The 11,454-nt window shown below is 62.4% G+C and carries 14 protein-coding genes and 1 pseudogene; 11 read left to right on the forward strand and 4 right to left on the reverse strand.

Going from position 1 to position 11,454, the window contains the following annotated elements; genetic code table 11:
- Nucleotides 1–156: 156 nt before the first annotated feature.
- The 7 genes from IB285_RS09100 (at nt 157) to IB285_RS09130 (ending at nt 5,520) form a co-directional block, all read left to right on the forward strand.
- A complete protein-coding gene (locus IB285_RS09100; RefSeq protein ID WP_407925619.1) occupies nt 157–927 on the forward strand; it encodes a response regulator in 771 nt (256 codons plus the stop codon).
- Nucleotides 920–2,503: a sensor histidine kinase gene (locus IB285_RS09105; protein WP_190787873.1), complete on the forward strand. Its 1,584-nt coding sequence runs from the start codon at nt 920–922 to the stop codon at nt 2,501–2,503. The genes IB285_RS09100 and IB285_RS09105 overlap by 8 nt, the downstream gene beginning before the upstream one ends.
- Nucleotides 2,500–2,937, forward strand: a complete 438-nt coding sequence (locus IB285_RS09110) for an HPr kinase/phosphorylase (protein ID WP_190787874.1) — start codon at nt 2,500–2,502, stop codon at nt 2,935–2,937. The genes IB285_RS09105 and IB285_RS09110 overlap by 4 nt, the downstream gene beginning before the upstream one ends.
- A 69-nt stretch (nt 2,938–3,006) precedes the next feature.
- Nucleotides 3,007–3,948 carry an RNase adapter RapZ gene (gene rapZ / locus IB285_RS09115; RefSeq protein ID WP_190787875.1) on the forward strand — a complete coding sequence of 314 codons (942 nt, stop codon included), beginning with the start codon at nt 3,007–3,009 and terminating at the stop codon, nt 3,946–3,948.
- Between the two features lie 24 nt (nt 3,949–3,972).
- Nucleotides 3,973–4,398 carry a PTS sugar transporter subunit IIA gene (locus IB285_RS09120; protein WP_190787876.1) on the forward strand — a complete coding sequence of 142 codons (426 nt, stop codon included), beginning with the start codon at nt 3,973–3,975 and terminating at the stop codon, nt 4,396–4,398.
- Between the two features lie 10 nt (nt 4,399–4,408).
- Complete coding sequence (locus tag IB285_RS09125) at nt 4,409–4,687, forward strand: HPr family phosphocarrier protein (RefSeq protein WP_190787877.1); 279 nt, start codon at nt 4,409–4,411, stop codon at nt 4,685–4,687.
- A gap of 32 nt (nt 4,688–4,719) precedes the next feature.
- Nucleotides 4,720–5,520, forward strand: coding sequence for a TrmH family RNA methyltransferase (locus tag IB285_RS09130; protein ID WP_190787878.1), 801 nt, complete (start codon nt 4,720–4,722; stop codon nt 5,518–5,520).
- Here IB285_RS09130 and rmuC read toward each other — a convergent pair whose 3' ends face one another.
- Nucleotides 5,521–6,927, reverse strand: a complete 1,407-nt coding sequence (gene rmuC, locus IB285_RS09135) for a DNA recombination protein RmuC (protein WP_190787879.1) — start codon at nt 6,925–6,927, stop codon at nt 5,521–5,523.
- A 104-nt stretch (nt 6,928–7,031) separates the two neighbouring features.
- Here rmuC and IB285_RS09140 point away from each other — a divergent pair, with 104 nt between their 5' ends.
- A complete protein-coding gene (locus tag IB285_RS09140) occupies nt 7,032–7,433 on the forward strand; it encodes a four-helix bundle copper-binding protein (protein ID WP_190787880.1) in 402 nt (133 codons plus the stop codon).
- Between the two features lie 119 nt (nt 7,434–7,552).
- Here IB285_RS09140 and def read toward each other — a convergent pair whose 3' ends face one another.
- The 3 genes and pseudogenes from def to recR form a co-directional block, all read right to left on the reverse strand.
- Entirely contained in the window at nt 7,553–8,125 is a 573-nt protein-coding gene (def, locus tag IB285_RS09145; protein WP_190787881.1) for a peptide deformylase, read from the reverse strand.
- A 134-nt stretch (nt 8,126–8,259) separates the two neighbouring features.
- A pseudogene (locus IB285_RS15200) lies at nt 8,260–8,613 on the reverse strand (GNAT family N-acetyltransferase); the annotation flags it as partial.
- Nucleotides 8,610–9,206: a recombination mediator RecR gene (gene recR, locus IB285_RS09150; protein ID WP_190787882.1), complete on the reverse strand. Its 597-nt coding sequence runs from the start codon at nt 9,204–9,206 to the stop codon at nt 8,610–8,612. The pseudogene IB285_RS15200 and the gene recR, both read right to left, overlap by 4 nt.
- 53 nt (nt 9,207–9,259) lie before the next feature.
- On the opposite strand from recR, the gene fmt reads away from it, so the two are divergent.
- From fmt to truA, 3 genes are read left to right on the forward strand one after another with little or no spacing between them, the layout of a single operon-like run.
- Complete coding sequence (gene fmt, locus IB285_RS09155; RefSeq protein WP_190787883.1) at nt 9,260–10,165, forward strand: methionyl-tRNA formyltransferase; 906 nt, start codon at nt 9,260–9,262, stop codon at nt 10,163–10,165.
- Nucleotides 10,162–10,692 carry a hypothetical protein gene (locus IB285_RS09160; RefSeq protein ID WP_190787884.1) on the forward strand — a complete coding sequence of 177 codons (531 nt, stop codon included), beginning with the start codon at nt 10,162–10,164 and terminating at the stop codon, nt 10,690–10,692. Before fmt ends, IB285_RS09160 begins: the two co-directional genes overlap by 4 nt.
- Nucleotides 10,689–11,453, forward strand: coding sequence for a tRNA pseudouridine(38-40) synthase TruA (gene truA, locus IB285_RS09165; protein WP_190787885.1), 765 nt, complete (start codon nt 10,689–10,691; stop codon nt 11,451–11,453). Before IB285_RS09160 ends, truA begins: the two co-directional genes overlap by 4 nt.
- Nucleotide 11,454: the final 1 nt, after the last annotated feature.

Consider the following 11,454-nt stretch of genomic DNA (forward strand, 5'->3'; position numbering starts at 1 on the left):
GTCAAACGCGCACACGGCCATTAACCCAAAGTGGTAAGGTGAAGGCATGGATGCACCCGGGTGCGCTGCGTTGTCTCTCGATCTGGAACGCGCTAATCGTCTGGAAACGCGGCCCTACCCCCGCAGGCCGCAGGAGAGCTGAGTATGAACGATACGATGGAAAGCGCCCCCGGCGATGAGGGCTCTCAGGCATCCTCTATTGCTTCGGAAGATGCACCGGTGATCGCGCTTGTGGATGATGATCGCAATATCCTGACGACGGTATCGATCGCGCTCCAGGCCGAGGGTTTCGTGACGCGGCTATACTCCGACGGCGAGACCGCGCTCAAGGCGCTCATCGAAAATCCGCCGGCGCTGGGCGTGTTCGATATCAAAATGCCGAAAATGGACGGCCTCGAATTGCTGAAGCGAATGCGCGAACATGTGCCGCTGCCCGTGATTTTCCTCACCTCCAAGGATGACGAGGATGACGAGGAAGCAGGGCTTGAGCTCGGCGCGGACGATTACATCGCCAAGCCGTTCAGCCAGCGGCTCCTGATCGCGCGCATCCGCGCCATACTGCGCCGCGCCGATCCTTCGCGCGAGTTGTCGGGGGATGACACAGGCTCGTCCGAAGCCGTGCATCAAAAGCTGGAGCGCGGACGCTTGCAAATGGACGCGGCGCGGCATCATGTGACCTGGGATGGCCGCCCTGTCAGCCTGACCGTCACCGAGTTCCTCATCCTGGAAGCGCTCGCCGCGCGTCCCGGCGTCATCAAGAGCCGCAACCAGCTGATGGATGCCGCCTATCCCGACGATATCTTCGTCGATGACAGAACTGTGGACAGCCACATCAAACGGATGCGGCGCAAGTTCCGCAGCGCCGATCCGCAGTTCAGTGCGATCGATACGCTCTACGGTGCGGGGTACAGTTTCAACGATGGCTGAAGACGCTTATCAAAGCGCCAGTCTGGAAACGCCGCAGGTCGGCGGCGGAACCGAAACGCTGAGCAGCGGCGGCCGGTTCTCGCTCACCGCTCGTATCCTTGTCGTGAATATCCTGCCGCTCGCATTGCTTGGCGGCGGACTGTTCTACATCGACAGCTACCGCACGCAGTTGATCAATGAACGCTTCAAGCTCGCCCGCATCGAAGCGCAGATCACCGCAGAAGCGCTCGCGGGTGCCACCCGTGAGAGGCAGGAGGCACTGCTGGTCCAGATCGGCAAGGAACAGGGCATGCGGCTGCGCATGTTCGATGCCGAGGGGCTGCTATGGGCAGACAGTTTTGCGCTCGATGAACCATCGTTCGAATTCGACGATATCAGCGACGACACATGGGATCAGCAATTCGCGCGGTGGCTCGACCGAACGGTCGACGCCATCGTCAGCGCCGAAGCGGTGACCGATTATGTCGAACCCGAAGCGCAAACGGCCGATGCCTGGCCGGAACTGGTGCGCGCACGCGAAGAGCGGCTGAGCCAGATCACGCTCTACGATTGGGAAGATGGAACCCCCGTCATAACGGCCGCCGCTCCTGTCGGACTGAATGGCGCAACTTTGCTGACCGTGCGCAATGCGGTGGACATTACCGCGACGGTCCGCGCAGCCCGCACCACGCTGGTCACAGCCGTGCTGCTGGTCCTCTTCGCCTCCGCCATGCTCTCGCTCTATCTCGCACGAACGATCGTCACGCCGCTGCGAGAACTTGCGCGGGCCGCGATCAAGGTCCGCCAAGGGCGCGAACGCGAAGTCGAAGTGCCGCGGCTACCGGAACGCAGCGACGAGATCGGGCTGCTCGCGCGCGCAGTGTCCGACATGACCGGGGGCCTACGAGAGCGCATCGACGCGGTGGACAGCTTTGCCGCCGATGTCGCGCATGAGATCAAGAACCCGCTTGCCAGCCTGCGCAGTGCGATCGAATCGCTCCCCCGCGTCGAGGACCCGGACACGCGCCGCGAGCTTGAACAGATCGCGACCCATGACGTACGGCGGATCGACCGGCTCGTTTCCGAGATTTCCGATGCGAGCCGGATCGATGCCGAGATGTCCCGCGCAACGCTCGAGCGGATCAACATGACCGGCCTTGTGCAGGAGATCATCGGCAGCCGTGAACACCGCGCCGAAAATCTCGACCATCGCATCGAGCTTCAGACCCGCGGTTTCGCGGCGCAAGTGCTGGGCGTCGGCGCGCGGTTGGAACGAGTCGTGGAGAACCTGCTCGACAACGCCGTGTCTTTCTCGCCGCCAGAGGCCCCCATCGAAGTAATGATCGACAACGATGGCAATTGCGTAACCGTGCTGGTCTGCGATTCCGGACCGGGCATCCCGGAAAAGTCGCGGGAAAAGGTGTTTCACCGCTTCCATTCGGTTCGTCCTGAAGAGGAAGATTTCGGGAATCATTCAGGGCTTGGGCTGGCGATCGCGCGAGCTATTGCCGAGGCGCATGACGGATCGCTCACGGCAGAAGCGCGCCCCGATGGTAAGCCCGGCGCTTGCCTGCGGTTCAAGCTTCCCGCCGCATGACGGATAGTCCGCCCATCATCTTGCAGGCCACCGCCGTCGCGATCGAAGGCCGCGCGCTGTTGATGGAAGGACCGCCCGGCATCGGCAAGTCCTCGCTTGCGCTGGCCCTCATCGATCGCGGCGCCGTGCTAATCGGTGATGATGGTGTGACGCTGGAGCGGCATGGCGATCAGGCAATAGCCTCGCCGCCGCCGAACATAGCCGGGCTGCTGGAGGTCCGCGGAGTGGGGTTGATCAACCTGCCGGTCGCTGATCCCACGCCGGTCGCTCTGGTCCTTACGCTGGGAGAAACCGGTGAACGGTTGCCGGACAACGCGCCAACCCGCGACCTGCTCGGCATTCAAGTTCCGGTCTTGCCTTTCCTTCCCGGAGAGATCGCGCCTGCCCGGCGTGCTGAGATAGCGCTCGCCGCGCATGGAATGCGCGCCGCCTGATTTCTCACGGGCGACAGCCCTTGCAAAAAAGGCGCTTCCCATTCGGTGGCAATTTCGCGAAGACGAGGCATGGATACTGCGCATCCTGCCGATCAATCCGCTGCCGATCCCGGCCCGCAGCGCATTCTGCTCGTGACCGGCCTTTCCGGGGCTGGCAAATCGACCACGCTAGACGTGCTGGAGGATCTGGGCTGGGAAACCATCGACAATTTCCCTGTTCGCATGCTCGAAAGGCTGGTTGCGCCCGGGGATGAGCCGGTGGACGAGCAACGCGGGCCGCTGGCCATCGGGTTCGATTCGCGCACGCGCGGCTTCGTTCCGGCGGACATCATCGAACTTCTGGGTCAGCTGACCGAACGCAATGATCTCTCTGTCAGCTTCATGTTTATCGACTGTGCGGACGGCGAGCTGGAGCGGCGCTTCAACGAAACGCGTCGCCGCCACCCGATGACCCATGGACGCCCGCTGCAGGAGGGGATCGCAGCGGAGCGCGACCTGCTGGAGGCGCTGCGCCACGCCGCGGACACGGTGATCGACACGACCTCGCTCGCCACCAACGAGCTGCAAGCGCATGTGCGCGATCTGTTCGATATTGGTGAAGCCGGCGACGCCACCTTGACCATTTCCAGCTTCGGTTTCGCGCGCGGAATGCCGCCGCTGGCCGACCTTGTTTTCGACATGCGCTTTCTCGACAACCCGCATTGGGTCGACGGCCTGCGTGAACTAACGGGGCGTGACGCGCCGGTTGGCGAGCATATCGAGAAAGACCCGGCTTTTCATGCAGCATTCGAACAGATCCGCGATTTGCTGCTAACTCTGCTCCCGCGCTACGAAGCGCAGGGCAAGGCTTATGTGCACGTCGCCTTCGGGTGTACCGGGGGGAGACACCGATCGGTTTTCACCGCCGAACGCATGGCCCAAGGCTTGCGCGAGGCCGGATTTTCGCCCACTGTCCGGCATCGAAATTTGGGCTCGCGCGCCGCCGACGAAATCGAGCGTGTGCCGGGTTAGGTAACTTACGGACGTGACTCCCGCATGATTGGCTTGATCCTGGTCACCCATGGCCGCCTCGCGGACCAATTTGTCGAAGCGATGGAGCATGTTGTCGGCAAGCAGTCCGGCATCGAAACCGTGTGCATCGGGCCGAATGATGACATGGAACAGCGCCGCGCGGACATCGCTGCGGCGATCGAAACCGTAGACACCGGCAGCGGGGTCATCATCCTGACCGACCTGTTCGGTGGCACGCCGTCCAATCTAGCGATTTCGCTGCTCGATATCGGGCGGGTCGAGGTGATTGCCGGCATCAATCTGCCGATGCTCATCCGCCTGGCGGGGGCACGCGGCAAGATGGATGTGGTCGACGCGGTCGAGGCCGCGCAGCAGGCGGGCCGCAACTACATCACCGTAGCCAGCGAGCTTCTCGGCGAAGATGCCGGGCAGGCTGCGGCCAAAGCGTGAGGCGGCCTGGATGAGCGAACTTCGCCGCAATGTCACTATCGTCAACAAGCGCGGGCTCCACGCGCGGGCTAGCGCGAAATTCGTTGGCGCTGTTGCCGCTCTTCCGGAAGGTGTGGACGTGCGCGTTGCGAAGGATGGCAATGAGGCGGCTGGCGGCTCGATCCTGGGGCTGATGATGCTGGGCGCGGCAAAGGGCGACAATGTCGACGTGATCGTCGGCGGAAGCGACGCCGAAAACGTGCTGGTAGAGCTCGTCGGGCTGATAGAAAACGGGTTCGGCGAAGACTAGCCGCGCGTTCTTGATCGGAAGACATCGCGGCCATGCGCAAACAGATCACCGGATTTTCCAATCCGACCGTCAAATATCTGCGATCCTTGCGCGACAAGAAACATCGCAAGCGCGCCGGGCAGTTTCTGGTCGAAGGATTGCGCCTTCTCGAAGATGCGCGCGATGGCGGCCGGCTGCCGCGCAAGCTTGTCATGGCGCAGGGCCGCGAGCCGCATCCCCTGCTCGAGCGGCTTGAAACCGAAGTTGCAGGTGCGGGCGGCGAGATCATCGAGACCTCGCCCGACATTCTGACCAAGATTACGGGAAAATCGAACGCGCAGAGCGTGGTCGGGGTGTTCGACGAATGGGACACCGCGCTGTCGCAGATGGAGCGCGATACCGCGCCGATCTGGCTGGTGGCGCAGGCTTTGCGCGATCCCGGCAATCTTGGCACGATGCTGCGTACAGGCGACGCCGTGGGAGCGGGTGGGCTGATCCTGATCGACGATTGCGCCGACCCGTTCAGCGCCGAAGCGGTGCGTGCCAGCATGGGCGCAGTCTTCACGCAGGGCTTGGCGCAGGCGCGGTGGGCGGAATTCGTGCATTGGCTACGCGGCGGAGCGGGACAACTTGTCGCGGCAAGCCTGCGCGATGCTGTCCCCTATCGCGGCGCACCGTACGCATCCCCGTGTTTCATCCTCGTCGGCAACGAATCCCAAGGCCTGCCGGAATCCTACGAGGACGAATGCGACCTGCGCGTCACCATGCCGATGCGCGGGCGCGCGGACAGCCTGAATGCAGCGGTGGCGGGCGCGGTGCTCGCCTACGAAGTGCTCGCTTCGCTTGAAGGATAGTTATTCGGCAGCGTCGCGGTCTTTGCCGCTGTCGCTCTCCAGAGCATCGATATCGTCATTGTTGTATCGCGGGGTCGCCTCGACCAGCGGAACATCTTCGATCTCCTTCGAGATTTCGATGCCCTTTTCGGCCATCCGCCGGCCCGAGGTGAGCACGTTACGCTCGAAGCTGCCGACGAACTTGTTGTAATTGTTCACCGCGCTTTCGAGACCGCCGCCAACGCGCTTCATGTGATCGGCGGCCACCCGCAGGCGGTCGTACAATTCTGCGCCCATCTTGCCGATTTCCTGCGCCTCTTCGGCCATCTTGTCCTGCCGCCAGACCTGCGCGACGGTGCGCGCAATGGCAACCAGGTTGGTCGGCGTCGCGAGCAGCACCTTGTTGCGGAAAGCGAAGTCCCACAGCTTGGGGTCGTGCTCAAGCGCGGCGGCGACGAAATGCTCGCCCGGCACAAACATCACCACGTAATCGGGCGCGCGTTCGAATTGGCTCTGATAGCTCTTGCTGCCCAGCGTCTGGACGTGATTGCGCATGCTCTTCGCATGGAGGTCCAAGTGCGTGATCCGTTCAGCATCGTCGTCCGCCTCGAACGCGGCCTGGTAGGCGTTGAGCGATACCTTCGCATCGATGACGAGCTGTTTCTGACCCGGTACGTTGACGATCGCGTCAGGCCGCAGCCGCCCGCTTTCGGTATCGACCGATTGTTCGAGATGGAAATCGGTGTGCTCGGCCAGCCCGCACTGTTCGAGCACGTTCTGCAGTGCACGCTCACCCCAGCGCCCGCGCGCCTTGGGCGCGTTGGTGAGCGAGTTGCCAAGACGCTGCGCTTCGCGCCGGACCTCTTCCTGTCCTTCGCGCATCGACTGTATCAGGCCGTGAAGCTGCCCGAAAGCATCCTTGCGCTGGTTTTCGAGCGTTTCGACCTGCTGTTCGTACTTTGCCAGCCGCTCTCCGACCGGTGAAAGCAGCGCCTTGATCTTCTGCTCACCCGCTTCTTCCGATTGCTTGAAACGTTCATCTGCGCGGCGGAGAAACGCCTCCTGCGCTTTGCCCAGCACCTGTGCGCCGGTGTTTTCGAATTCCTTCAGCAACGCCCCGCGCGATTCCTCAAGCAGACGCTTCTGTTCGGCAAATCCTGCGCGCTCTGCTTTTAACGCGGCGTTTTCGGCACGCGAAGCCTCCAGTTCTTCAGCCAATTGCCCGGCCCGGGCGGCGCGCTCGTTGGCCGCTGACAGATCAATCTTCGCCTCGCCGAGTTCGGCAATCGCCGTCTTGAACTCGCTCTCGCGCTCATCCAGTCGCGCTCGCAGGTCGCTTGCTGGCTTTCCGCCCAGAAACCACCCCACGCCCAGCCCGACGAGCAGCGCCAGCACTCCCACGACAGCGATCAGAACATTTGCATCCATCTGTGGAACATAGCTGGAACGAAGGCGCAGGCCAAGCGTCAAAGCCGCCAATTCGGAACCAATCCCCAGCCCCGTTCGCTCCAATTCCAAAGGAGAGAAAATCCATGTCGATCAAGGAAATGATACAGGACCACCCGCATGTGGGTGACGATTACAATTCGGACCTCGGCGACGCGGTGAAGCATGCGATGTACGGTGCGGCGATCATTAATTCGTGCGCCGATGCCTGCTTAGCGCACAAGGACGAGGATCGGGCGGAGTGCATTCGCCGCTGCCTCGACGCCTCGGACGCGTGCACGGCGTTTTACCGCATGGGATCGCGCCGCACCGGTCAGAATGTGATCGCGATCCGCGCCATGGGTCTCGCGACCATCGTCGCGTGCGAGCAGTGCCTCGAACATTGCTCCATGCATGATGACCGGCACTGCAAGCGCTGCGTGCAGATGTGCGAAGAGGTGATCCGCGACGTAAAGAAAGCGGTCGGCCGCATGAAAACCGAAGGATGAAAAATGAGGTCGGGCCGACAAATAGTCGGCCCGCAAGCGCGACTGCCCGCCCGCACCGGGCGTAGCTCGGCTACGCGTCTAGCGAGGACGCTCACCGGGATGGGTGAGCGCAAAACACATCACGCCGCCTGACGCAGCTTTTTCAACTTCTTGAGCGCCATCTGCCGCTTCAGGCGAGACAGGTGGTCGATGAACAGGATGCCTTCGAGGTGATCCATCTCATGCTGGAGGCAGGTTGCCAGCAGCCCTTCGAGCTTCTCTTCATGATGATTGCCATCGAGGTCCTGATACCGGACCGTGCAGGTCGCCGGGCGGTCCACATCGGCATAGATTTCCGGTACCGACAGGCACCCTTCCTGATAGGTCGATAGTTCTTCTGCCGGATCGACGATCACTGGATTGATGAAGATGCGCGGCTCTTTCTTCGTCGCGGGATGCGTGTGCTTGTGCCCGTCATGCTCGCATTCAACCGGCTCGGCATCGGGATCCTCGGGTTGAAGGTCGATCACCAGCACCCGTTTGGGCACGCCGACCTGGATTGCCGCGAGGCCGATGCCGGGCGCATCGTACATCGTTTCGAACATGTCTTCGACGAGCTGCTTGAGCTCATCGTCGAACTCATCGGGTTCGACAGGGACGGACACGGTTTTGAGCCGGGGATCCGGCACTTCAAGAATTTCGCGAATAGCCATGGAAGTAATTTAGTGCGTGCGGCGCAGCCTCGCAAGCGTAACGGTTCGATGAGGGTGATCGCTGAGGCTGCAGGATCCCATCGATAATAGGCGCGGCCATCATCGATGCGATCAAGCTTCAGGCCGCGGCGCTCATAAAATCGCCGTGCGCCTGAATTGCCTTCGTCGGTTCGCAGCCAGAAACCGCGTGACATCTCGCGCTGCGCAAAACTGAGCAGTTTTTCCCCGATGCCTTGGTTCTGATGTTCGGGAGCGACAAAGAGCTGGCTCAGGCAGGCGTCCTCGCGGTCGATGGCAAGAAATGCCGCTATCCCGGTGTCCGAGCGGCCCACCCAGATGTCCCATGGCTCGTCCCGCAGGCGCTGCTCCAGGACAATTCGCGTTACTCCTTCGCCGTGCTCTGCACCGGTCGAAAGCCAGCTTCGATACCAGAGGTCGGCAACCTCACCGAAATCAGCATCTGCCAGCCCCTCGATGCGCAGCGTCATCCCACGGGCAGCCGCGCGCGCAGGGCCTGCGCCAGCGTGCCTTCGTCGAGATAATCCAGCTCGCCGCCGACCGGCAGGCCGTGGGCGAGCTGCGTGATGCGGACATTGTGCGGCTCCAGCCGTTCGGCGAGATAATGCGCGGTCGTTTGCCCTTCGAGCGTGGCGTTCATGGCGAGCACCACCTCGTCGACCGCCCCGCCCGCGACGCGCTCGAGCAGGTCGGCGATGTTGAGATCTTCCGGCCCCACTCCGTCGAGCGCGGACAGTCTGCCGCCAAGTACATGATACCGACCCTGGAACAACCGCGCCCGGTCGAGCGCCCAGACATCGGCAACGTCCTCGACCACGCAGATCGATTTGTCATCGCGCTTGGCATCGGCGCAGATACCGCACGGATCGCGTGTGTCGACATTGCCGCAGGTCGAGCATTCGACCAGCGTTTCCGAAACGGCGTCGAGCGCCTCCAGCAGAGCGGGCAGCGCCTGTTCGCGGTTCTTCACCAGCCACAGCACCGCACGCCGCGCCGAACGCGGCCCCAGTCCGGGAAGCCGGGCCAATGCGCCGGAAAGCGCTTCGATCTCTTGCGATGCCATGAGGGGAGAGATAGGGGCTGGCGCGGAAACGAGAAAGGCCGGGGCGAAGCTTCATGCGCATAATTTTCATGGGAACGCCCGATTTTGCAGTGCCCGCGCTCGCCGCCCTTGATGCCGCCGGCCACGAAGTCGCATGCGTTTACACCCAGCCGCCACGTCCGGCAGGCCGAGGGAAGAAGCTACGCCCCTCCCCCGTGCAGGCCAAAGCGGAAGAGCTGGGCATAGAAGTGCGCTCACCAAGATCGCTCAAAGGCGAAGAAGCGCAGGCCGAATTTGCAGCGCTCAATGCCGATGTCGCGGTGGTCGCCGCCTATGGTCTCATCCTGCCGCAGGCGGTGCTCGATGCGCCGAGCCACGGCTGTCTCAACATCCACGCCTCGATCCTTCCCCGCTGGCGCGGTGCTGCGCCAATCCACCGCGCGATAATGGCAGGGGACGAAGAAACCGGCGTCACGATTATGCAGATGGAAGCCGGGCTCGATACAGGGCCGATGCTGCACATCGTGCGCACCCCGATCGAAGACAAGACGACCGGAGAATTGACCGAGGAACTCGCCGAATTGGGCGCAAGCGCCATGGTTGAGGTGCTTGCCGACCTAGGCGGCTTCGCAGCGCAGCCGCAGGATGAGCGCCAAGCGACCTACGCGCCCAAGATCGACAAGGCGGAGGCGCGGATCGACTGGTCACGCCCGGCGAGCGAGCTGGTCCGCTATGTGCACGGTCTGGCGCCATTTCCGGGCGCCTGGTTCGAACTGGAAGGCGAGCGGGTTAAGCTGCTCAAGGGTGAGTCCAAGACCGCATCCGGCGCACCGGGCACCGTGCTGAACGATGACTTGACGATCGCCTGCGGGAGCGGCGCGATCCAGCCTCTCCGCCTTCAGCGCGCGGGCAAGCCGGCAATGAACCGCAGCGATTTCCTCAGAGGCCGTGCGATTAAAGTTGGGAGCACAATCGTATGAGCCGCCAACCGTGGTTTGCGTTGGGCGTGACTGTCTTGTCGGTAGGCTTCTTTTATTACCAGCTTGAAAGCTGTTCAAGCGCGCTCGAAAGCGAACCTCCACCGCCGCCACGTACTGATCCAGTTCCGATAGTCGCCTTTGACGATCTAGTTGAGATTAGCCCATTGACGGTTTCTGATCAGCTAATCATTTGCAAAAAGGATCGGGGCAATGGTTCCACCGTCTATTCATTCACTGTTTGGGACGGAGCCGTATGGAGATACGACAGCGTTAAGAACCTTGCCGATCGGAAATGCCCACTGACAGACGGAACGTGCAAATTCGGTTGGTTCGGGGAACGCTTGGCCTTGATCGCGAAGGCACCTACTCGAACCTACACTTATCTGGTCGACCTTGACAAACTTGAGATGGATGAGGTGGTCGACCTGAATTTTTCCAATATGGGCCTAGAGCCGTCGCTAAATCCAACCGTGCCGTGCATGTCGCGTCCAAAGCCAATCGGCGTACTTAAGACTTCAGCGGAATGACGCGCTTCGCCCTCATCTACGAGTTCGACGGCACGCCGTACCAAGGCCTACAGCGGCAAAAGCATGGGCCAAGCGTGCAGCAGGCGATCGAGGACGCACTGCACGCGATCACCGGCGAGGATGCCGTGCTTCATTCGTCGGGCAGGACCGATGCAGGGGTACATGCGATCGCCATGCGCAGCCATGTCGATCTGGAAACCGAGCTGACGCCGTTCCGCCTGATGGGAGCTATCAACGCCCATCTGCGGCCGCAGCCCATCGCGGTGAACCTCTGCGAGATCGTGCCGGAGGACTGGCATGCGCGGTTCTCCTGCACGGGCCGCAAGTATCTCTACCGGATCGTCAATCGCCGCGCGCCGCTCGCGCTCGCGAAGAACCGCGCGTGGCAGGTCGCTCCGCAGCTCGATATCGAAGCGATGCGGGAGGCCGCAAAGTCGCTGATAGGCGAGCACGACTTCACCACCTTTCGCTCGGTCAAATGCCAGGCGAAAGATCCGGTGAAGACGCTCGACCGGCTCGATGTCGCGCAAACAGACGGACCATACGGCCCGGAAATCCATATCCATGCAGAGGCGCGAAGCTTCCTCCACCACCAGGTCCGATCGATGGTCGGCTGCCTCAAATTCGTCGGCGCGGGGACTTGGGAGGTCGAGCGGGTTGCACAGGCGCTCGCCGCGCGCGACCGCCAGCAATTGGGACTTAACGCGCCGCCGCACGGGCTGTATTTCGTGGCGGCACTTTATCCGGAAGGGGGCGGCTGAC

Source organism: Erythrobacter rubeus, from assembly GCF_014705715.1.
Lineage (GTDB): Bacteria > Pseudomonadota > Alphaproteobacteria > Sphingomonadales > Sphingomonadaceae > Erythrobacter > Erythrobacter rubeus.